The sequence below is a fragment of the Pseudomonas sp. KNUC1026 genome (assembly GCF_021650705.1).
In the GTDB taxonomy this organism is placed as follows: domain Bacteria; phylum Pseudomonadota; class Gammaproteobacteria; order Pseudomonadales; family Pseudomonadaceae; genus Aquipseudomonas.
On record NZ_CP087138.1, the window covers coordinates 1,586,203 to 1,608,073 of the forward strand.

Annotated in this window: 13 protein-coding genes and 8 pseudogenes; 13 read left to right on the forward strand and 8 right to left on the reverse strand. The window is 66.9% G+C overall.

The genetic code is table 11. The features are described from left to right. The first annotated feature begins 231 nt into the window (after positions 1 to 231). Positions 232 to 2,007 (forward strand): methyl-accepting chemotaxis protein, encoded by a 1,776-nt coding sequence (locus LN139_RS07200; protein ID WP_442964392.1) that lies wholly within the window; start codon positions 232 to 234, stop codon positions 2,005 to 2,007. Between the two features lie 195 nt (positions 2,008 to 2,202). Then, positions 2,203 to 3,606 (forward strand): annotated as a pseudogene (locus tag LN139_RS07205) (purine-cytosine permease family protein). Positions 3,607 to 3,677: 71 nt separating this feature from the next. Here the strand turns inward: LN139_RS07205 and LN139_RS07210 are convergent. The 4 genes and pseudogenes from LN139_RS07210 to LN139_RS07225 form a co-directional block, all read right to left on the reverse strand. Next, positions 3,678 to 4,124, reverse strand: coding sequence for a TolC family protein (locus tag LN139_RS07210; RefSeq protein ID WP_236359330.1), 447 nt, complete (start codon positions 4,122 to 4,124; stop codon positions 3,678 to 3,680). Beyond that, positions 4,073 to 5,029: a TolC family protein gene (locus LN139_RS07215; RefSeq protein ID WP_236359331.1), complete on the reverse strand. Its 957-nt coding sequence runs from the start codon at positions 5,027 to 5,029 to the stop codon at positions 4,073 to 4,075. Before LN139_RS07215 ends, LN139_RS07210 begins: the two co-directional genes overlap by 52 nt. Next, positions 5,026 to 6,613, reverse strand: a pseudogene (locus tag LN139_RS07220) (MDR family MFS transporter). The gene LN139_RS07215 and the pseudogene LN139_RS07220 overlap by 4 nt, the downstream one beginning before the upstream one ends. Further along, positions 6,567 to 7,679 carry an HlyD family secretion protein gene (locus tag LN139_RS07225; RefSeq protein ID WP_236359332.1) on the reverse strand — a complete coding sequence of 371 codons (1,113 nt, stop codon included), beginning with the start codon at positions 7,677 to 7,679 and terminating at the stop codon, positions 6,567 to 6,569. Before LN139_RS07225 ends, LN139_RS07220 begins: the two are co-directional and overlap by 47 nt. 100 nt (positions 7,680 to 7,779) lie before the next feature. Between LN139_RS07225 and LN139_RS07230 the strand changes: the two genes are divergently transcribed. The 4 genes and pseudogenes from LN139_RS07230 (at position 7,780) to LN139_RS07245 (ending at position 10,688) form a co-directional block, all read left to right on the forward strand. Then, the gene (locus tag LN139_RS07230) at positions 7,780 to 8,487 is read left to right on the forward strand and encodes a CerR family C-terminal domain-containing protein (protein WP_236359333.1); all 708 of its coding nucleotides are present in this window, start codon (positions 7,780 to 7,782) and stop codon (positions 8,485 to 8,487) included. Between the two features lie 54 nt (positions 8,488 to 8,541). Further along, positions 8,542 to 9,382: pseudogene (locus LN139_RS07235) on the forward strand (CAP domain-containing protein). A gap of 36 nt (positions 9,383 to 9,418) precedes the next feature. Beyond that, complete coding sequence (locus LN139_RS07240; RefSeq protein WP_236359334.1) at positions 9,419 to 10,225, forward strand: AraC family transcriptional regulator; 807 nt, start codon at positions 9,419 to 9,421, stop codon at positions 10,223 to 10,225. 76 nt (positions 10,226 to 10,301) lie between these two features. Further along, positions 10,302 to 10,688 (forward strand): cupin domain-containing protein, encoded by a 387-nt coding sequence (locus LN139_RS07245; protein WP_236359335.1) that lies wholly within the window; start codon positions 10,302 to 10,304, stop codon positions 10,686 to 10,688. Between the two features lie 36 nt (positions 10,689 to 10,724). On the opposite strand, the gene LN139_RS07250 is transcribed toward LN139_RS07245, so the two are convergent. Next, on the reverse strand, positions 10,725 to 10,889 hold the full coding sequence (locus LN139_RS07250) for a hypothetical protein (protein ID WP_236360627.1): 165 nt from the start codon (positions 10,887 to 10,889) through the stop codon (positions 10,725 to 10,727). Then, positions 10,828 to 11,310 carry a plasmid pRiA4b ORF-3 family protein gene (locus tag LN139_RS07255; protein ID WP_236359336.1) on the reverse strand — a complete coding sequence of 161 codons (483 nt, stop codon included), beginning with the start codon at positions 11,308 to 11,310 and terminating at the stop codon, positions 10,828 to 10,830. Before LN139_RS07255 ends, LN139_RS07250 begins: the two co-directional genes overlap by 62 nt. A gap of 122 nt (positions 11,311 to 11,432) precedes the next feature. Here LN139_RS07255 and LN139_RS07260 point away from each other — a divergent pair, with 122 nt between their 5' ends. Beyond that, positions 11,433 to 11,690, forward strand: coding sequence for a DUF1272 domain-containing protein (locus LN139_RS07260; RefSeq protein ID WP_236359337.1), 258 nt, complete (start codon positions 11,433 to 11,435; stop codon positions 11,688 to 11,690). Here LN139_RS07260 and LN139_RS07265 read toward each other — a convergent pair. Beyond that, positions 11,687 to 12,310, reverse strand: coding sequence for a TetR family transcriptional regulator (locus tag LN139_RS07265; RefSeq protein ID WP_236359338.1), 624 nt, complete (start codon positions 12,308 to 12,310; stop codon positions 11,687 to 11,689). The genes LN139_RS07260 and LN139_RS07265 overlap by 4 nt on opposite strands. 130 nt (positions 12,311 to 12,440) lie before the next feature. Here LN139_RS07265 and LN139_RS07270 point away from each other — a divergent pair, with 130 nt between their 5' ends. After that, positions 12,441 to 13,097 carry an O-methyltransferase gene (locus LN139_RS07270; RefSeq protein WP_236359339.1) on the forward strand — a complete coding sequence of 219 codons (657 nt, stop codon included), beginning with the start codon at positions 12,441 to 12,443 and terminating at the stop codon, positions 13,095 to 13,097. Positions 13,098 to 13,268: 171 nt separating this feature from the next. Here the strand turns inward: LN139_RS07270 and LN139_RS07275 are convergent. Continuing rightward, positions 13,269 to 15,279: pseudogene (locus LN139_RS07275) on the reverse strand (peptidase U32 family protein). Positions 15,280 to 15,546: 267 nt separating this feature from the next. On the opposite strand from LN139_RS07275, the pseudogene bla reads away from it, so the two are divergent. The 5 genes and pseudogenes from bla to acnD all read left to right on the forward strand — a co-directional run bounded on the left by bla (position 15,547) and on the right by acnD (position 21,866). Further along, a pseudogene (bla, locus tag LN139_RS25505) lies at positions 15,547 to 16,303 on the forward strand (class A beta-lactamase). Positions 16,304 to 16,383: 80 nt separating this feature from the next. After that, a complete protein-coding gene (locus LN139_RS07280; protein WP_236360310.1) occupies positions 16,384 to 17,088 on the forward strand; it encodes a GntR family transcriptional regulator in 705 nt (234 codons plus the stop codon). Then, positions 17,085 to 17,974 (forward strand): annotated as a pseudogene (prpB, locus tag LN139_RS07285) (methylisocitrate lyase). The gene LN139_RS07280 and the pseudogene prpB overlap by 4 nt, the downstream one beginning before the upstream one ends. A 40-nt stretch (positions 17,975 to 18,014) precedes the next feature. After that, positions 18,015 to 19,141 (forward strand): annotated as a pseudogene (gene prpC / locus LN139_RS07290) (bifunctional 2-methylcitrate synthase/citrate synthase). A gap of 137 nt (positions 19,142 to 19,278) precedes the next feature. Next, positions 19,279 to 21,866 (forward strand): annotated as a pseudogene (gene acnD / locus LN139_RS07295) (Fe/S-dependent 2-methylisocitrate dehydratase AcnD). The last annotated feature ends 5 nt before the right edge of the window (positions 21,867 to 21,871 follow it).

The window sequence follows — 21,871 nt, forward strand, 5'->3', positions numbered from 1 at the left end:
GCACTATTGGTATACCATACTACGGTGTATTGCAAGGCCGGCTGGCCTTCGCACCTTGGGGAAGGGATGAACGTCTGAAGATAAAAACAAAATTGATCGCGGCCTTTGCCAGCATCGCCGCGGTGCCTGTGGTGCTGGTGGCGGTGGTGGTGATCCTGGAACCTGCGCACGCAGGCGCTGGAGAATTTCGAAAGCGCCAGCGGCCGGGAGATTCGCCAGGTCGACAACGCCATGCGGCTGTTTTTCGACGGCATCGACCAGAACGTCGCGTTCCTGGCCGGGCAGCCCTTGCTGGCGGGCGCCGATGGCCACCTGACGCGCTATCCGAAGGGCGGCAACCTCGCCGGCGACCTTGACCCGCAGGTGTTCGCACTGTTCGAGCAGCTCGCCAGAAGCCACGCCAACTATGCCTATGTTTCGATGGGCACCGCTGATGGCGGCTATGTGTTCTGGCCTGGCTCGGCGCTCAGCGATTACGACCCGCGCACCCGGCCCTGGTACCAGGCGGCCATGGCCCAGCCAGGCAAGACGGTTCGCACCGCGCCTTACCACTGGGCGGCCGACAAGGTCACGCTGGTCAGCACCGTGCGCGCCCTGGCCGGCGCCGATGGCCGCCCGGCGGCGGTGGTGAACATCGATGTGTCGCTCGGCCAGCTCACCGACCTGATCAAGCAGATCCGCCTCGGTGAAAGCGGTTACGTGCTGCTGGCCACAGACGACGGCACCGTGCTGGTAGACCCTTCGCAGCCAGAGCACAACTTCAAGCGCCTGGCCGACCTCGGCCCGGCCTATGCCGAGCTGGGCCAGGCGGCAAAAGGCCTGGTGCCGGTGCGCCTGGGCGAGCAGGACTACCTGGCCAACGTCTGGCGCTCCGACGCACTGGGCTGGCGGTTCGTCGGGCTGGTGCCCAAGGCCGAGGTGATGAGCACAACCGTGTCGCTGACCTGGGTGATCGTCGCCATCGCAGCGCTGTTCGCCTTGGGGTTTGCGGTGCTGGGCGGAATGTTCGCCGGTGTGCTGGTGCGGCCGATCCATGCCGTAGCCAGTGGCCTGGAGGGTATCGCCCAGGGCGAAGGCGACCTCACCGCGCGGCTTGAGGTGAAAGGGCGCGATGAAACGGCCCAGCTTGCCGGCTGGTTCAACCAGTTCCTCGGCGCCATCGCAGGGATCATCCAGCGCATCGGTGCAGCGGCCGGGCAGATCCACGGCTCGTCCAGCGACTCGACCCAGGCCGCCCAGGCGCTGGCCGAAACTGCCGAACGCCAGCGCAGTGCGGTGGACCAGGTGTCTACGGCCTTCCATGAGATGGTCGCCACCGCCAACGAAGTCGCGCGCTCCTGCAGCCAGGCGGCGGCGTCGGCCGATGATGGCCAGCGCCAGGTGCGCGACGGCCAGCAGCAGGTGCAGACCGCCGTCGACCGAGTCGGGCAGCTTCGTGCCGAGTCGAGCCGGCGGCGGGCCATGCGCCAGTTGCAGCAGGACAGCAGCGACATCCAGTCGATCCTCGGCACCATCAACGCCATCGCCGAGCAGACCAACCTGTTGGCCCTGAACGCGGCCATCGAGGCGGCCCGTGCCGGCGAACAGGGCAGGGGGTTTGCCGTGGTGGCCGACGAGGTGCGCGCGCTCGCGCGGCGCACGGCCGATTCCACCGGCGAGATCGACAGCCTGCTCAGCACCCTGGCCAAGCGCACTGAGCAGATGAGCGGGCGCATGGACGCAAGCCTTGAGGTGTCGCGTGCCACGGTGACCTCCATCAACGATGCCCGTGGCAGCTTCGAACGCATCCGCGATTCGGTGGACGTGATCCGCGACATGAACGTGCAGATCGCCACCGCAGCGAGGAGCAGCATCAGGTGGCCGAAGACATCAACCGCAACATCGGGCAGATCCACGGTGACGCCCAGCAGGTTGCTGGAGCTGGCTGAGCGGACCCAGGGCGAAGCGGGGCACATGACCCGTTTGTCCGAAGAGTTGAATGGGTTGGTGAAGCGTTTCCGCATCTGACGCGCGGGGGAGGCCAGGTGGTTTGGCTGACTGGCTTGCCATCGAGCAGGGCGTGAAAGTCGTTGAGTTGTTTGGCGTACCATAATATGGTGGGCCTCGACGGTGACCCGCGCACAGCTCTCGAGCAGGGCATTCACGGGTGCCGGTCTGGCTTCAAACAACGACAAGAACAGACGAACACGAGACCCCTTGCGCATGTCCGAACAGCATTCCCACGCCCTGGCGATCGAAAACCATACGGTCGATCACGTGCCGGATAGCGAGCGCCACGGCCGCTCGCGTGACCTTTTCACCCTCTGGTTCAGTACCAACATTGCGCCTTTGCCCATCGTCAGTGGTGCGATGGTGGTGCAGACCTTCGGCCTGGGGCTGTGGTCGGGCCTGCTCGCCATCGCGCTGGGCCACTTGCTCGGCGGCACGGTGCTGGCGCTGTCGTCGGCCCAGGGGCCACGCCTGGGCATTCCGCAGATGGTGCAAGGCCGCGGCCAGTTCGGCCGTTACGGTGCGCTTGGCATCGTGCTGATCACCGCGCTGATCTACCTCGGGTTTTTCATTTCCAACAGCGTGCTGGCCGGCAAATCGGTGCATAACCTGGTGCCAGCCGTGCCGCTGTCGGTGGGCATCGTGCTCGGCGCGCTGGCGGCCACGGCCATCGGCGTGATCGGTTACCGCTTCATTCACATCCTCAACCGAATCGGCACCTGGGTCATGGGCGCGGGCCTGTTCGCAGGCTTTGCCATGGCGCCGAGCCGGCCGCTGCCGGCGGACTTCTTCAGCCGTGGCGGCTTCAACCTGGCCGGCTTCATCGCCACGGTGTCGCTGGGGGTGGTGTGGCAGGTGAGCTTCTCGCCCTACACCTCCGACCATTCGCGCTACTTGCCCCGGGACGTGGGCATCGGCAAGCCGTTCTGGGCCACCTATCTGGGCGCGGTCTGCGGCACGGTGCTGTCGTTCGCTTTCGGCGCGGTGGTGGCATTGGCGTCGGCCACCGATGCCGATGCCAGTGGCGGCGGTGGAGCAGAGCGCCGGCGTGCTGGGCCCGGTGCTGATGCTGCTGTTTCTGTTCGACATCATCAGCCACAACGCGCTCAACCTGTACGGCGCGGTGCTCTCGCTGATCACCGTGCTGCAAACCTTCATGGCCCGCTGGGTGCCGTCGGTACGCCTTAAAGTCGCGCTGTCGAGCCTGGTGCTGTGCGGCTGCTGCCTGGTGGCGTTGGGCGCCTCGGCCGACTTCATCAGCCGCTTCATCGGCCTGATCCTGGCGCTGCTGCTGGTGCTGGTGCCCTGGGCGTCGATCAACCTGGTGGATTTCTACCTGATCAAGCGCGGCGAGTACCACATCCCCTCGCTGTTCGAGGCCGACGGCGGCCGCTACGGGCGCTTCGACTGGCACGCCATCGGCGCCTGGTTCGTCGGTGTGGTGCCGCAACTGCCGTTCGCCAACACCTCGCTGTTCACCGGGCCCTACGCCAACCTGGTGCCGGGGCCGACCTGTCCTGGGTGGTCGGGCTGCCGGTGACCGCGCCGCTGTACTTTTGGCTCGGCTACCGCCGCGAAGAGCGCTGCGCCCGCCGCAACGCGGTCAACTGGAACTGACCGGTAGCGGGGCCGCCCAGCCAAGGCCCAGAGCCTTGTGCAGGGCGGTGAAGTCCTTGAGCAACTGGGCGTCACCGGCAATGCGATTCTGCCGGGCATCGAACAGGGTGCGCTGGGCATGCCAGCCAGTCGAGGGTGCTGGCAGTGCCGGCGTGATAGCGCTGGCCGGTGAGGTCGGCGGCGCGCGCGGCGCTGGCTTCCACCTCCTGCAGCAGCACCACGTTCTGACGCTGGTGGCCATAGCGGGCCAGTGCGCTGTCGGCGTCCTTCAAGGCGGCCAGCACCACGCCCTGGTAGTTGGCCAGGGCTTGATCACGTTGCCCCTCGGCTTGCTCGACCTGAGCGCGCACCCTGCCGAAATCCAGCAGGCTCCATTTCAGCCGCGGCAGCGCCAGCCAGGTGCCGTTGCTGCTGCGCAGCAGATGGCCGGGGTCGCCGGCACTGAACGAGAGGTCGCCGGTCAGGCTCAGCGTGGGGAACCACTGCGCCTGCTGCTGGCCGACCTGTGCGCTGCGCATGGCCAGGCCGCGCTCGGCGGCGCGGATATCCGGGCGCGCCTTGAGCAGTTGCGCCCGGGTCGCCCACTGGCACGTTCCGCCGGCACTTGTGGCAGCGGCACGGCGGCGGCGAGCGGGGTGTCGAGCTGGCCCGGTTCCAGGCCGCACAGCAGCGCCAGCTCGTCGAGCGATTCCACGGCCTGCGACTGCAGCGGCAGGCGCTGGGCCTCTGTGGTGCGCGCCTGGGTGAGCACTTGTTCAAGCTGCACTTGCGAGGCCACGCCGCGGGTGAGGCGCTGCCGGGTGAGCTCCAGCGCCTGGTTCTGCACCTGCGCAGTGGCGTCCACCAAGGCCAGCCGCGCTTGCTGGTCACGCAGGCCCACGTAGGCCTGCACCACTTCGGCGGCCAGTTGCACTTGGGCGTCGGCCAACTGCGCGGCGCTGGCCTCGGCGTTGGCGTCGGCCGCCTGCACCGCGCGGCGGGTGCCACCGAACAGGTCGGCCTCCCAGCTGGCATCGAAACCGGCCAGATAAAGGCTCAGAGGGCCACGCCCGCCACCGCCCAGGCCGAAGGCAGAGGTGTCTGGCGAACGGGTGCGCAGCATCATCGCGTTGGCCGACACCGTCGGCATCTGCTCGGCCTGCTGGCCGGCAAGGCTGGCCCGCGCCTGGCGCACGCGCGCGCGGGCCTGGGCCAGGTCCGGGCTGTGAGCGAGCGCTTGCTCCACCAGCCGATCGAGCTGCGCATCGCCAAGTGCCTCCCACCATCTTGCAGCAGCCGGCGCCGAGCTGCCTTGCTCAGGTGCATGGGGCAGGCGCCCGGCCTGCAGGGTGGCCGGCGCCACTGCCGGCGCACCGTGGTAGTCAGGGCCAACAGTGCAGCCGGCCAAGGTCAGCAGGGCCAGCCCTGCAAGGGTGCGCTTCATCGTGAGGATGCCTTCGCTTGGCGTAACAGAAAGGCCAGGGGCAGGCAGGCAAGCATGGCCAGGCCCAAGGCGAAAAACGCATCGTTGTAGGTCATTACCAGCGCCTGCTGGGCGATCTCGTTGGCCAGTTGGGCGATGCCTTGCAACGGCGCCGCCGCCGGGTCTCCACTCTGAGCGAGAAAGCTGGCGCTGCGCTCGGCCATCTGGCTTTGCGCAAGTGACGCGTTGGCGCTGATGCCTTCGCGCAGCACGGCATCATGGAAGTGCTGGCGCCGGTCGATCAGCACCCCCAGCAAGGCTAGGCCCAGTGTGCCCCCGAGGTTGCGCGCCATGTTGTAGAGCCCGGCAGCGTCGCCAGCGTCCTGGGCGCTGACCGAGCGCATCGACAACTGGCTCAGCGGCATCATCACCAGGATCTGCCCCACGCCGCGCAGCAGCTGCGAAGCGGTGAAGTCGTGGCCCACGCTCTGGGCGGTGAGGGTGGTGTCAACGAAACAGCTGGCCCAGTCCAGCACCAGCCCCAGCAGCACCAGCAAACGTCGATCCGCCTTGCCCAGCAGGCGCGGCAGGATCGGCATCATCAAAAAGGCCGGCACGCCGGTGAGCAGCATCACCGCGCCGGCCTGCTCGGCGTTGTAGCCGCTGAGGTTGCCGACGAATTGCGGCACCAGGTAGGCCGTGCCATAAAGCCCGGCGCCGACGCAGGTGCCGATCAGCAGCACACTGGCGAAGCGCGGGTTGGCCAGCAGCCCGAGGCGCAGGATCGGCTGGCGCGCGCTCACCTGGCCGGCGGCGAGCAAGGCAAATCCCAGCACGCAGGCCAGGCTCAGCCAGCAGATCAGGCTGGAGTCGAACCATTGCTCGCGCTGGCCTTCTTCCAGCACAACGGTCAAGGTCGACAGCCCCAGGTGCCAGGCCCAGGATGCCCAGCCAGTCGGCGTTGAACAGTGCCTGCAGGTTGGCGTTCTCCCGTGGCAGGCCGGTGTAGAGCAGCGTCACCAGCGCAGCGGTCACCGGCAGGTTGAGGAAAAAGCACCAGCGCCAGCTGAAGCTTCCGTGAGCCAGCCGCCGATCACCGGGCCCAGCAAGGGGCCGAGGATCACCGTCATGCCGAACAGGGTGATGCCGACCGGCAACTGATGCGGCGGCAGGCGCGTGCGCACGATGGTCTGCGCGGTGGGGATCATCGCCCCACCGGTAAAGCCCTGGCCGATGCGGCAGAGGATCATCGCCGTAAGGCTCGACGACAGGCCGCAGCCCACGGAAAACAGGCTGAACAGCAGGGTCATCACGATCAGGAAGCGCCGCAGCCCCATCACCCGCGTGCACCAGGCCGCCAGCGGAATCATCACGATCTCCGACATCAGGTAGCCGGTGGCGATTCCAGGTGCCCTCGGTGCCGGTGGCGCCGATCTGGCCCTGGATCTGCGGCAGCGCCGAGTTAGTGATGGAGATGTCCAGGGTCGCCAGCAGCGCGCCCAGGGCGCCGGCGATCACGGCGATCCAGTCGGTGACGCTGGCGTTGGGCGCAGAGGACTCAGCCATGGTGCTGGCCGGCAGTGGTGTTGCCACGGGTGTCGCCACGGGTGTCGACCTCGACGGTGGCCGACAGGCCCGGCAGCAGCACACCCTGCAAGTCGCCCGGGACCTCCAGGCGGATGCGCACCGGCACGCGCTGCACGATCTTGGTGAAGTTGCCGGTGGCGTTGGCCGGGGGCAGCAGCGCGAACTGCGCGCCGGTGCCGGGGGCGAAGCTGTCGATCCAGCCAGTCAGCTCGCGGCCAGGCAGGGCATCGACCTTCACGCTCACCTGCTGGCCGGCGCGCATGGCGCCGATCTGGGTTTCCTTGAAGTTGGCGGTCAGGTACAGGCCCTGCACCGGCACTACCGTCAGCAACCGCGTGCCGGGCTGCACGAACTGGCCCAGGCGCACGCCACGGTCGCCCACGCGGCCGTCGAGCGGTGCGCGGATGTCGGCATCGTCGTAGTCGCAGCGCGGCCTGGGCATTGCCGGCCTGCGCCACACCCAGTTGAGCCTGAGCCTGTTGCACCTGCGCCTGCTGTGTGGCCAGCCGTGCCTGGGCCGAGCGCAGCGCTGCCTGGCGCGCGGCCAGCGTGCTGCGGGCCTGGGCCTGCTGGTTGGCAAGCTCGGCCAGGCGCTCCTGGGTTTCGGCGCCCGAGCGCGCCAGCGGTGCATAGCGTTGGAACTCGGCCTGGGCATGGGCGAGATCCGTTCGCGCCCCTGAGCCTGAGCGCTGGCCTCGGCAATGCTTGCCTGCTGTTGGGCCAGCTCGGCACGGGCGCGGGCCAGGTCCGCCTCTCGGGCGGCGATGGTGGCATGGGTTTCATCGGCGGCAGCGCGGTATTTGCGCGCGTCCAGGCGCACCAGCAGGTCGCCCTGGTGTACTTGCTGGTTATCGCTCACCAGCACCTGTGCCACGTAGCCACCGATCTTCGGCGCCACAGCGAGGCTGTCGGCTTGCAGGTAGGCATCGTCGGTGCTTTGCAGGTATTGGCCGCGCAGCCACCACCAGCCGCCCCAGGCTGCCCCGGCCACGGCGGCGGCTACAGCGAGCCCGAGCAGGGCACGCCGCGCTTTGCCGCGTTGGCGGTCGGTGCCCGGTTGAGGATCGGGGGACGTATCGGCCATGAGGTGGCTCCAGAATTATTCCAGTCGGAATAAAATCTTCTTCGAGACATATTTTGTCAACAGTTATAGGCTGGTCGGATCCAGTTCAGGTGCAAAGGCCATGGCACGACACAAACCCACCGCCGAGGGTGGCTACCCACGCGGTGAAGAAACCCGCGCGCGGTTGATCGACGCGGCCGTGCGCGTGTTCGGCGAAAAAGGCTACGACGCCGCTTCCACCCGAGAAATCGCAAGCGTTGCAGGCTTGAATGCCCCGGCCTTGCAGTACTACTTCGACAACAAGGAAGGGGTGTACCTGGCCTGCGTCGAGCACATGATCGAGCGGCTCTGGGAGCAGGTGGGGCCGGCGGTGGCCGAGGCCGAGGCGGTGTTCGATGGCACCCTTGCCAGTGATGCCGAGCGTATCGAGGCGCTGCTCGAGATCTTCTCGGGCATGCTCGGGCTGATCCAGGACGGCCCCGAATCACTGCGTTGGCGCGAATTCATGTCACGCCAACAAGCCGGGCAATGCCCGCCGAGCGCTCATGCGTTGATGAAAGAGGGCTTCAAGGTGCGCATCGGCCGGGTGATACGCGGCCTGGTCGCGAACCTCACCGGTTACCCGCCAGACGACGAGCGCACGGTTCTGCATGGCTTTGCCCTGTTCGCGCAGGTGGTGGCCTTTCGTGTGCAGCGCCACAGCCTGCTCGATTCGCTGGGCTGGGACGGTGTAGACGCCGAACGCCTGGCGCGAGTGCGCGCGGTGCTGCTGGCGCATGTACGTGCGGCATTGGAAGGCCTGGTGCGCGCCCGCGATGCCGGGGTTTGATGGGCGGCGCTTGCCGCTGGCATGATGGGGCACTTTTTCCACGGAGCACTTTGGATGCGGGTTTTACTTCGATCGAGCCTCGGCCTGCTGCTGTGCTGGCAGGCTGCTGGCGCAGCCCACGCCGATGAAGCCGGCACGCTGATCGACGGCCTCAACGCCTACCGCAGCCAGTATCAGCGATGCGGCGAGCAAGTCTTCCGGCGATTGCCGCCACTGGCCGCTGACCCACGGTTGGCGCTGCCGGTGGACGCCCGGGCGATCTGCAGCAAGCACTGGCGGGCAAGGGCTACCGATGGTCAATGTCCAGGCGATCACCCTCTCCGGGCCGCGTGATGCCAAAGCGGCACTGCAAGCGGTGCAGGGCAGCTACTGCAAGGTGGTGCTCGACCCGCAATTCGTCGATATCGGCGTGACCCAGGCCGGGCGCGACTGGCGCATCGTGCTGGCCCGGCCGCTGCTGAGCGCACGGCTGGGGCCGTGGCAGAACGAGGGCCAGGCATTGCTCGCCGCGATCAACAGCGCCCGTGCCCAACCCCGCCAGTGCGGCGGCCAGCCCTACGCCGCTGCCCAGCCCCTGGCCTGGAGCGAGGTGCTCGGCACCGTGGCCGAAGCGCACAGCCGCGACATGGCCAACAACAACTACTTCGACCACCAGGACAAAAGCGGTGGCACGCCAGGCGACCGCGCAGAAATCGGCGGCTATACCGGCCAGCGCGTGGGCGAGAACATCGCCGCCGGCCAGGACAGCACAAGCAAGGTGCTGGCCGGCTGGCTCGCCAGCCCTGGCCACTGCGCCAACCTTATGAATCCGCAATACCGCGAGCTGGGCGCAGGCTACGCCAGTGATCCGAAAAGCGATGCGGGCATCTACTGGACGGCGATGTTCGGCGGCTGAGGCCCCAGGGCCGGTGTCGCACAAGGAAGGCTTGCGATGGAACGAATACCACCGGACTGGGTGATCCGCGCCGAGGCACCCAGTGGCATAGAGCGCATCGAGGCGTGGTTTGGCGGCCATGGCTACGACCCGCATCGGCACGACACCTATTCGGTCGGCAGGACGCTGACCGGTGTGCAGAGCTTCACTGACCGCGGTGCCCTGCGCCACGGCCTGCCGGGCAATACGCTGGTGCTGCATCCGGACGAACTGCACGACGGCATGGCCGGCACCGCCGCTGGTTTCGGCTACCGCATGGCCTACATCGACCCTGCCTTGATCCAGCAGGTGCTGGGCGGCGAGCCGCTGCCCTACATTGCCGGGGGGCTGTCGAGCGACCCGCGCCTGTACCGCGCCAGCGAGGTGTTCGTGCAGGCGCTGGACCACCCTTTGGAACCTTTGCAGGAGCAGGACGCGCTGTTCGACCTGGCCACGGCGCTGCGAAGTGTCGCCGGGCGGCCAAGAGGGCGGCAACGCATGGACTACCGAGCGGCCGAGCGTGCGCGGGCTTTCATTCTTGAGCACGTAGGGGAGGGCATTAGCCTGGAGATGCTCGAACAGGCCAGTGGCCGCGAGCGCTGGAGCCTGTCGCGGGATTTTCGTGCGCTGTACGGCACCAGCCCCTATCGCTTCGTCACCTTGCGCCGGCTCGACCGTGCCCGAGGCCTGATGCTGGCGGGGTTTGCACTGGTCGACGCAGCGCTGGCGGCAGGCTTTCACGACCAGAGCCACATGACCCGCCACTTCAGCCAGTGTTTCGGCGTGGCTCCGGCGCGCTGGCTGGAGCGCATTCGCCAGCGCTGAGTTGCAGGATCGTACAAGCCGGCGGGCCCGGCGCCTGGTTACTCTCGAAGCTCATTTGACCTTCAAGGATCTTCCCATGTCGCAATCCTCTGCACCCATTTCGCAAGCGCCGGTGAACCTGCTGCACAAGGCCACCCTCATCGATCAGCCATGGAGCCCGAGGGTGGTCGCGCAGATGAACCAGTACCAGTTCAAGGTGGTGCGGATCGAAGGCGAATTCATCTGGCACGAACACCCGGAGACCGACGAGGCGTTTCTGGTGCTGGAGGGCATCCTGCGCATCGACCTGCCCGAAGGCTGCGTATTGCTCGGCCCGGGCGAGTTGTACGTAGTGCCGCGCGGGGTTCGCCACCGCACGGCTGCCGAGGGCCAGGCAAAGCTGATGATGATCGAGCCACAGGGCATCCTCAACACCGGCCACGAAGGCGGTGAGCGCACCGCGCCCAACGATGTGTGGATCTGATCCAGGCTTGAAGGCATGGGCTGGCCGGCCCAGCGCTCAGCCCCAGAAGTTGTTGCCGATCCGCTGCACCGCCGCGTGGGCGGCGCGCAGGTCGAACAGCTCCGGGTCGAAGCCGCCGCCTACCCATTCCCGCGCAAAGTTACCGTCGTCGGTCCCAGGCTGGTTCGAACACTCCAGGAAAGTGCGCGTAGCCCCCCACACCGCCGACGTTCTCCGGCGGGCAGGCACGCGCGCCATCGATCACCTCGCACCAGCTGCTGCTGACCTCGATAGCCTCGATACGCTCCACGGCGATCACGTGTTGCCAGCTGTCGCCGAAATCGTAGAGGTAACGCAGGCGCTGGTCGGGGCTGCTCAGCACCCGGCGCAGCTTGACCTTGCGGTCATCGCGGCTGCCCTCGGGCATCGAGGCGAATTCGGATTCGGGGCGGGTGTAGAGCACGTTGTCCTGTTCGAACTCATGCAAATGCTCGCTGCACCAGCCGAAAGCGGCCTGGATGAAGTGGTGCAACTTGCGCAGTGAACAGTCCCCTGTCACGCGCAGACGGCGCCAGATCGGTGGGTTGATCTGCAGGGGTTCGAGCTGGATATGCAGGGTATACAGCAGCGGCGGCTGGGCCATCGGGTGCTCGCAGTGTGAATGGAAAGGCGCGTAGCTTAGCGGCATTTGCCGAGCAGATCAGCCCTCGTTGCTCCCGGCTTGCTATGCTGCGGGCGCCTTCACCCACACAGAGTGACACTGCCATGCTGGAGCTGCGACCCAACTGTGAATGCTGCGACCGCGACCTGCCCAACGGTGACCCGGCTGCGCGTATCTGCACCTTCGAATGCACCTTTTGCGCCGACTGCGCCCAGGGCCCGCTGGGCGGCGCCTGCCCCAATTGTGGAGGCGACCTGGTGCTGCGGCCGACGCGCCCTGCGGCCAAGCTCGAGCGCTTTCCGGCGGGCACCGAGCGTACGCTCAAGCAGCACGGCGCTTGCAACCCGGTGCCGGCCGTCTAACTCGAGACTGCAGCCGCCCACAGCATTGCCGCCAAACCCTTCATCCACGCCTCGCGCTCCTGGTCGGCCATCGGTGCGCTGGAGGCCCGCTTGCCTACCGCACTCATGGTGGTCGCTATCAACCCCGCCCGCGCGCTGCGCTCACAGGCGTCGGCGGCAGGTGCCACTTCAGCGATGAAGGCGGCCAGCGCCTGCTCCGCGCCGTCGCGGGCGGCCTTGGCTTCGGGTGCATGGCGGTAGAGGGGCGCGGCATCGTCCAGTGCGCCACGCATCTGCGCCTCTTCACATTCGGACTGCACGAAGGCTCGCACCATCGCCTCGACCCGTTGCCTGGGTGCCATGCGCCTGTCTTCGAGGATTGCGCAGAGCATGTCGCAGGTCTGGCGCCACTCATCGCTTTGCAGCCTGAACAGGATCGCCGCCTTGTTGGGGAAATACTGATACACCGACCCGACGCTAACGCCCGCCCTCTCAGCCACCCGCGCCACGGTGAAACGGGTGGCGCCTTCGCTGGCCAGAACCTGAATAGCGGCCTGCAGAACAGCCTTGACCAGCTCGGCCGAGCGGGCTTGCTGAGGCTGTTTGCGCGAGGCGATAGGCGGGGCAGGGAGGTCTGGCATGGCGGCGGCACCGGGGGCTGGGGAATGCGAATAGAAAATGCGATGGATTGTTCATATTCTTGAACGCGATGAAACGTTCGCATTCTAGGCAGCGCTTCGCATCCCGATCAATCGCCACGAGGCCGTGCCCATGAACACCCTGACTGCTCTGAACCCGCTGTTGACCCGCCTGTTCGCTGAGAGCGAACACTGGATGCGCAGCAATGCCGCCTGGCTCGACCTGCCCCCGGACGAGCTCAACCGCCGCATGCAGAGCAAGACCGACTACCTGAGTTTCTACCATCAGCTCAAGGACGCCGCGCTGGCCGTCTCTCCGGAAACCGGGCGCCTGCTTTACCTGCTGGCCCGTGGTGCCCAGGCTCACTGCATCGTCGAATTCGGCACCTCCTTCGGCATCTCGGCCCTGCACCTGGCCGCCGCGCTGCGAGACAACGGCGGCGGCCGGTTGATCACCTGCGAGTTCGAACCCTCCAAAGTGCAACGCGCCCGCCAGCACCTGGACGAGGCCGGGCTTGCGGACCTGGTGGACATCCGAGAAGGCGATGCTCTGTTGACCTTGCAAGCCGACCAGCCGGCCAGCGTCGACCTGCTGCTGCTCGACGGCGCCAAGGGCCTGTACCTGGAAGTGTTTGGCACCCTGGAGGACCGCCTGCGCCCTGGGGCTTTCATCGTCGCCGACAACGCCGAATACAGCCCCGATTACCTGGCGTATGTAAGGGACCCGGCCAATGGCTACGTGTCGGTGCCGTTTGCCGAAGATGTCGAATTGTCGGTGCGGGTGTTCTGATTCCATCGAAGTGCAAGCGTGTGCGCGGGGCTTGCACTGCCTGGTCGCGCGGCGAGCCGCCCTCCCACCGTGGGAGGCCGGCGCGCATATCACCCGTGGGAGGCCGGCTCGCCGGGCGACGTGTAATGGACGCCGTGTAACGGACGCCGTGTAACGGGCGACGCTCTACCCCTACCGCCGCGTCGACGCCTTCGGAATCGTCTTGAGCAGATCCTCCGGCGAAATGAACCCCACCACCTGCTTGACCGCATCGCTGCCCGGCGTCGGCAGGCCGAGGATGTGCGGTTTCATCTTGCCCATCACGTGCATCTCGCAGGGTTTGCAGTCGAACTTGAGCGTCAGCACCTCATCGCCATGCACCAGCTGCATCGGCGCCACCTTGGTGCGCACACCGGTCACGCCCTTGGCCTGCTTGGGGCAGAGGTTGAAGGAGAAGCGCAGGCAGTGTTTGGTGATCATCACCGGCACTTCGCCGGTTTCCTCGTGGGCTTCGAAAGCGGCGTCGATCAGCTTTACACCGTGGCGATGATAGAAGCTGCGCGCCTTGTCGTTGTAGACGTTGGCCAGGAACGACAGATGCGCCTCGGGGTAAACCGGCGGCGGGCTGGTTTCAGCCTTGCGCGCGCCACGCGGGTGGGCGTTCACGCGGGCTTCGGTGAGGGCGTCGATCGCTTCGCGGCGCAGGGCCTTGAGCTGCGAATTGGGCACGAACCAGGCCTGTTCGGCGGCCAGCTCCACGCAGGTTGCGCTGGTACTCGGTGGTGCCCAGTTGGCCGAGCACATCGCGCAACTGCTCCATGGCCTGCTCGGGTTTGTTGGCAAGGCCCAGCGGGCCTTCCAGCGCTACGGTGACGCTCACGCCTTCTTCGCTGGTGGCGGTGAGGGTCAGGCCGCTTTCCAGCAGCACCGCATGCCAGGCCAGGCCGATGCGGCGCTCGGCGCTGGTTTTCTGCAAGGCCTGTTGCCAGTTGTGATCGAGGTTGCGGCTCAGTGGGTGCTGCGGGCGCAGGCGGTGCAGGCCGGCCGGCATCTCGTTGGGCTCGACGCGATAGCGGTAGCGCTTCTCGCCATCCTGCTCGAACTCGCCGCGCGGCTCGGCGATGTTGGCGCGAAAACCCAGCACTTCACGCTTGACCAGCACATTCAGGCCATCCCCGTTGGACAACGGCTCGTGGGTGACCACCAGCAGGTCGTGCTTGTTGACCTTTTCCACCACGCCTACCGGCAGGCCGGTGAAGGTGGGCGAATCGAACGCGCCGATGTCGATCTTGCGCTCGCTGACGAAGTAGTCGGTGCTGCCGCGGTGGAAGGTCTTGTCCGGGTCCGGCACGAAGAAGTGCGCAGTACGGCCACTGGAGGCGCGGGCGAGCTCCGGGCGGCCTTCGAGGATCGCGTCCAGCTGCTGGCGGTAGTAGGCCGTGATGTTCTTCACGTAGCCCGTGTCCTTGTAGCGGCCCTCGATCTTGAACGAGCGCACGCCGGCATCGACCAGGTCGCTCAGGTTGGCGCTCTGGTTGTTGTCCTTCATCGACAGCAGGTGCTTTTCATAGGCCACGACCCGGCCCTGGTCATCCTTGAGGGTGTAGGGCAGGCGGCAGGCCTGTGAGCAGTCGCCACGGTTGGCGCTGCGGCCGGTTTGCGCGTGGGAGATGTTGCACTGGCCGGAGAACGCCACGCACAGCGCGCCATGGATGAAGAACTCGATGGCAGCGTCGGTTTCATCGGCGATGGCACGGATTTCCTGCAGGTTCAGCTCGCGGGCGAGCACCAGTTGCGAGAAACCGGCCTGGTCGAGGAATTTGGCCCGGCTCAGCGTGCGGATGTCGGTCTGGGTACTGGCGTGCAGCTCGATCGGCGGGATGTCCAGCTCCATGACGCCCAGGTCCTGGATGATCAGCGCGTCAACGCCTGCATCGTACAACTGGTGGATGAGGGCGCGGGCTGGTTCCAGCTCGTTGTCGTGCAGGATGGTGTTGATGGTGGTGAACACCCGCGCGTGGTAGCGGCGGGCGAACTCGACCAGGCCTGCGATATCGCTCACCTCGTTGCAGGCATTGTGGCGCGCGCCGAAGCTGGGGCCGCCGATGTACACGGCGTCGGCGCCATGCAGGATCGCTTCGCGGGCGATGGCCACGTCGCGGGCAGGGCTGAGCAGTTCGAGGTGGTGCTTGGGCAAGGGCATGGGCGTTTTATGTTCTGGCTGAGTCACGGTTGGCGCGCATTCTAGCGGCGAATCGCGCACAGAGCACGGCCGGGCTGATCAGGGACAGGTTTGATCGTCTGTTTTGCAATAAGCTTGCGCATTCACCCACTCCCGCCCAGAGCCTTCGACATGCGTTGCCTGATCCCCGCACTGCTGCTGTGCCTAGCGACCACCGCCCAGGCCGACCCCTTGCTGGCCAAGGCAGCCGAGCTTGAAACCCGCCTGCACGCCCGCATCGGCCTTGCCATCGACGACACCGGCAGCCAGCGCCAGTGGCGTTATCACGCCGATGAGCGCTTCGCCCTGGTCAGCACCTTCAAGCTGTTCGCCTGCGCCACGCTGCTGGCCCAGGCCGGTGAGGGCCGTGTCGATCCCGAGCGGCAAGTCACGGTGCGCGCGCAGGACCTGCTGGCCTATGCGCCGGAGATGGCGAGCAAGGTCAACCAGCCCATCAGCCTGAACGCACTCTGCGCCGCCACCCTGCGTAGCAGCGACAACACCGCCGCCAACCTGCTGCTGGCGCAGCTCGGTGGCCCGCCGGCAGTCACGGCCATGCTCCGCGCCCTGGGCGATTCGGTCACGCGCCTGGATCGCATCGAGCCGGACCTCAACAGCGCCACCCCCGGCGACCTTCGTCGATACCACCACCCCCGCCGCAAGCCTTGCCAGCCTGCGGGCAGTCACCCTGGGCAACGGCTTGCCGCCTGCTGCTCGCGACCAACTGATCGCCTGGCTGCGCGACAGCCGTGTGGCCGGCTCACTGCTGCGCGCCGGGTTGCCCAAGGACTGGGTCGTGGCCGACCGCACCGGGGCAGGGGGCCACGGTGCGCGCGGGATTCTGGCGGTAGCGTGGCCGCCGGGGCAGGCGCCCTGGGTGGTGTCGATCTACATTGCCGATACCGAGGCGACGCTGGCGGCGCGGGATGCGGCGATTGCGGAGTTGGGGAGGGTGATAGCGGAGCTCGTTGCCAAACCGCAGGCCGCCAGCAAGCCGGCTTCATAGGCGCTATTGTCGACAATCTGTTGACGGGTTCGGCGCTTGAAGCTAGCTTTGCTGGCATAAACTCGAAAGATTGTCGACACATGAGCGATCTGGCCCTAAGCCCTACCACCGACAGCGAAACTCTCGCCGAGCAACTGTTCCGCCGCCTGCAAGCCGCCATCGTGCGCGGCGATATCGCCCCCGGCAGCAAGATTTCCGAACCCGAGCTGGCGCGCGCCTGGAGCGTAAGCCGTGGCCCGCTGCGCGAGGCCATCCACCGCCTGGAAGGCCAGCGCCTGGTGCTGCGGGTGCCGCATGTGGGCGCGCGGGTAGTGTCGCTGAGCCATACCGAGCTGATCGAGCTGTACCAGATTCGCGAATCCCTTGAAGGCATGGCCTGCCGGCTGGCTGCCGAGCGCATGAGCACGACGCAGATCGACGAGCTGCGCCAGTTGCTCGATACCCACGAGCGCGACGCTGCCTTCCAGGCGGGCATCGGTTATTACCAGCAGGAAGGCGACCACGACTTTCATTACCGGATCATCCAGGGCAGCGGTAACCAGACGCTGGTGCACCTGCTGTGCGATGAGCTCTACCAGCGTGTGCGTATGTACCGCATCCAGTTTTCCGCCACCCCGAACCGGCCTCGCCAGGCCTTCGCCGAGCACCACCGCATCCTCGACGCGCTCGCCGAACGCGATGGCGAGCTGGCCGAGTTGCTGATGCGCCGGCACATCGCCGCCTCGCGGCGCAACATCGAACGCCAGTTGCCCGGTGCCCACCCCGAACCAGGAGACTTTCAATGAGCCAGGCCCAGCGCCCCGGCGAGCGCTTTCGCGCCGCCGTCGCCACCGAACACCCGCTGCAGATCGTCGGCACCATCAACGCCAACCATGCGCTGCTGGCACAACGTGCCGGGTTCAAGGCCATCTACCTCTCCGGCGGCGGCGTCGCCGCCGGCTCGCTGGGCCTGCCGGACCTGGGCATCAGCAACCTCGACGATGTGCTCACCGACGTGCGCCGCATCACCGATGTCTGCGACCTGCCATTGCTGGTGGATGTCGATACCGGCTTCGGCGCCTCGGCCTTCAACGTGGCGCGCACCGTGCGCGCGATGAGCAAGTTCGGCGCAGCGGCGATTCATATCGAGGATCAGGTTGGCGCCAAGCGCTGCGGGCACCGGCCCGGCAAGGAGATCGTCACCCAGCAGGAGATGGTCGACCGTATCAAGGCTGCCGCCGATGCGCGCCTGGACGATAGCTTCGTGATCATGGCGCGCACCGACGCGCTGGCGGTGGAGGGCCTCGAATCGGCACTGGACCGCGCAGCTGCCTGCATCGAAGCCGGCGCCGACATGATTTTCCCGAAGCCATCACTGAGCTTGGCATGTACCGCCAGTTCGCCGAGCGGGCAGGGGTGCCGATCCTGGCCAACATCACCGAATTCGGCGCCACGCCCCTGTTCACCACTGATGAGCTGGCCAAAGCCCAGGTGGCCATGGTGCTGTATCCGCTCTCGGCGTTTCGGGCGATGAACAAGGCTGCAGAGAACGTCTACACCGCCATCCGCCGCGACGGCACGCAGCAGCAGGTGGTCGACACGATGCAAACCCGCATGGAGCTTTACGAGGCCATCGGTTACCACGTCTTCGAGCAGAAGCTGGACGCGCTGTTCGCGCGTGACAAAGGCTGAAGGCGGTTCCCCTTACAAATCCAAGAACGGGAGAAGTCTCATGGCAGATGCCAAAACATTGAGCGGCGCGGGCCTGCGTGGCCAGGTCGCCGGGCAGACGGCGCTTTCCACCGTGGGCCTGGCCGGCGCCGGGCTGACCTACCGCGGCTACGATGTGCGCGCACTCGCTGCTGAAGCGGTGTTCGAAGAAGTCGCGTACCTACTGCTGTACGGCGAATTGCCCAGCGCCGCGCAGCTGGCCGAATACCGAAGCAAGCTCAAAACGCTGCGCAGCCTCCCGCAGCCACTGAAGGAGGTGCTCGAACGCATCCCGGCCAATGCCCACCCGATGGACGTGATGCGCACCGGCGCCTCGTTTCTCGGTGTGCTGGAGCCCGAAGGCAGCTTCGACCGCCAGCAGGATGTCACCGACCGGCTGCTGGCGCTGTTCCCGGCATCCTCTGTTACTGGTACCGCTTCGCCCACCACGGCGTGCGCATCGAGACCAAGAGCGACGAGCCAGGCGTGGCCGGGCACTTCCTGCATCTGCTGCACGGCAAGGCGCCGAGCGAGCTGCACCGCAAGGTGATGGACGTGTCGCTGATCCTTTACGCCGAGCACGAGTTCAACGCCTCGACCTTCACCGCCCGGGTATGTGCCTCGACCTTGTCTGATTTGTATTCCTGCATCACCGGTGCCATCGGCTCGCTGCGTGGGCCGCTGCACGGTGGCGCCAACGAGGCGGCGATGGCGATGATCGAGCGTTTCGCCACGGCCGAAGAGGCCACCCGCGGCACGCTGGGGATGCTCGAGCGCAAGGAGAAGATCATGGGCTTCGGCCACGCCATCTACCGCGATTCGGACCCGCGCAACGAAGTGATCAAGGGCTGGGCGAAAACGCTCTCGGACGATGTGGGCGACACCCGGCTCTACGCAGTGTCGCAAGCCATCGACGCGGTGATGTGGGAGCAGAAGAAGCTGTTCCCCAACGCGGACTTTTACCACGCCTCGGCTTACCACTTCATGGGCATCCCGACCGAGCTGTTCACGCCGATCTTTGTGTGCTCACGGCTCACCGGCTGGGCGGCGCACGTGTTCGAGCAGCGGGCGAACAACCGGATCATCCGGCCCAGCGCCGAGTACGTAGGGGTGGCCGAACGGGCGTTTGTGCCGATCGAGCAGCGTTGACTGTTGCGTCGCCCGTTGCACGTTGCACGTCGCCCGGCAAGCCGGCCTCCCACCGGGTTCGACTCAGGTCACCTCCGTGGGAGGCCGGCTTGCCGGGCGACGTGCGACGCTAAAACGAACACCATGAGCCTCAGCCGATGAACACCGACCACCGCAAACCCCTGCCAGGCACCCACCTGGACTACTTCGATGCCCGCAGCGCGGTCGAGGCCATCGCGCCCGGCGCGTGGGCCGGCCTGCCCTATACCTCGCGCGTGCTGGCCGAAAACCTCACCCGCCGCTGCGAGCCCGAACACCTCGACGCCTCGCTGTCGCAACTGATCGAGCGCAAGCGCGACCTCGATTTCCCGTGGTACCCGGCGCGGGTGGTGTGCCACGACATCCTCGGCCAGACCGCCCTGGTCGACCTCGCCGGCCTGCGCGACGCCATCGCCGAGCGTGGCGGCGACCCGACCAAGGTCAACCCGGTGGTGCCGGTGCAACTGATCGTCGACCATTCGCTGGCGGTGGAGTGCGGCGGCTACGACCCGGATGCCTTCGCCAAGAACCGCGCCATCGAAGATCGCCGCAATGAAGACCGTTTCCACTTCATCGACTGGACCAAGCTTGCCTTCGAGAACGTCGAAGTGATCCCGCCGGGCAACGGCATCATGCACCAGATCAACCTGGAGAAAATGTCGCCGGTGGTGCAGGTGCAGCAGGGAGTGGCGTTCCCCGACACGCTGGTAGGCACCGACAGCCATACCCCCCACGTCGACGCCCTGGGCGTGATCGCCATCGGCGTCGGCGGCCTGGAAGCGGAGAACGTAATGCTTGGCCGCGCGTCGTGGATGCGCCTGCCGGACATCGTCGGTGTTGCCTTGAGCGGCCGCCGCCAGCCGGGCATTACCGCCACCGATATCGTGCTCGCCCTCACCGAATTCCTGCGCCAGCAGAAGGTGGTGGGCGCGTACCTGGAGTTCTACGGCGAAGGCGCGCGCAGCCTCACCCTGGGCGACCGCGCGACCATTTCCAACATGGCCCCCGAATACGGCGCCACCGCCGCCATGTTCGCCATCGACGAGCAGACCCTGGCCTATCTGCGCCTCACCGGCCGCGAGGAACAGCAGGTGCAATTGGTGGAAACCTACGCGCGCCAGGCGGGCCTGTGGGCCGACGGCCTCGCCCAGGTGCAGTACGAGCGGGTGCTGGCCTTCGACCTGTCGAGTGTGGAACGCAACATGGCCGGGCCCTCCAACCCCCATGCCCGGCTCGCCACCCGCGAGCTGGCCGCCCGTGGCATCGCTGCGCCCTGGGAACAGGTGCCGGGGCAATTGCCCGACGGTGCCGTGATCATCGCCGCCATCACCAGCTGCACCAACACCAGCAACCCGCGCAACGTCATTGCCGCCGGCCTGCTGGCACGCAATGCCAACCGCCTAGGGCTGGCGCGCAAACCCTGGGTCAAGAGCTCACTGGCACCGGGGTCCAAAACCGTGGCGCTTTATCTGGACGAAGCCGGCCTGACGGCGGAACTGGAACAGCTCGGCTTCGGCGTAGTGGCCTTTGCCTGCACCACCTGCAACGGCATGTCGGGGGCGCTGGAGCCTGCCATCGAGCGCGAGATCATCGAGCGCGACCTCTACGCCACGGCGGTGCTCTCCGGCAACCGCAACTTCGACGGGCGCATTCATCCGTATGCGCGCCAGGCGTTTCTGGCTTCCCCACCGTTGGTGGTGGCCTACGCCATCGCTGGCACCATCCGTTTCGACATCGAGAACGATGTGCTGGGCGTGGTCGATGGCCGCGAGATTCGCCTGCGCGACCTGTGGCCCAGCGACGAGGAAATCGACGCAGTGGTGCAGGCGGCAGTGCGCCCGAACAGTTTCGGCAGGTCTACATTCCGATGTTCGCGGTGGACGAGCACCGCGGCCCAGCGGTGGCGCCCCTGTACCAATGGCGCCCGCAGAGCACCTACATCCGCCGCCCGCCCTATTGGGAAGGGGCGTTGGCCGGCGAGCGCACACTGACCGGCATGCGCCCGCTGGCAGTGTTGCCCGACAACATCACCACCGATCACCTGTCGCCGTCCAACGCCATTCTGGCCAGCAGCGCTGCGGGCGAATACCTGACGAAAATGGGCCTGCCCGAGGAAGACTTCAACTCCTACGCCACCCACCGCGGCGACCACCTCACCGCCCAGCGCGCCACCTTCGCCAACCCCAAGCTGGTCAACGAAATGGCGGTGGTCGATGGCAAGGTCAAGCAGGGTTCGCTGGCGCGGGTCGAGCCTGAGGGCCAGGTGATGCGCATGTGGGAAGCGATCGAAACCTACATGCAGCGCCAGCAGCCACTGATCATCATCGCCGGCGCCGACTACGGCCAAGGCTCGTCTCGCGACTGGGCGGCCAAGGGCGTACGGCTGGCCGGCGTGCAGGCCATCGCCGCCGAGGGCTTCGAACGCATCCACCGCACCAACCTGATCGGCATGGGCGTGCTGCCGCTGGAGTTCCAGCCAGGCACCGACCGCCATACGCTGGGCATCGATGGCACCGAGCTGTACGACGTGATCGGCCAGCGCACGCCGCGCGCCACGCTGACGCTAGTGATCCACCGGCGCAGCGGCGAGCGGCTCGACGTGCCGGTCACCTGCCGGCTCGACACCGCCGAGGAGGTGTCGATCTACGAAGCGGGCGGGGTCCTGCAGCGCTTCGCCCAGGACTTTCTCGAAGCCACCCCGGCCTGAGCCAC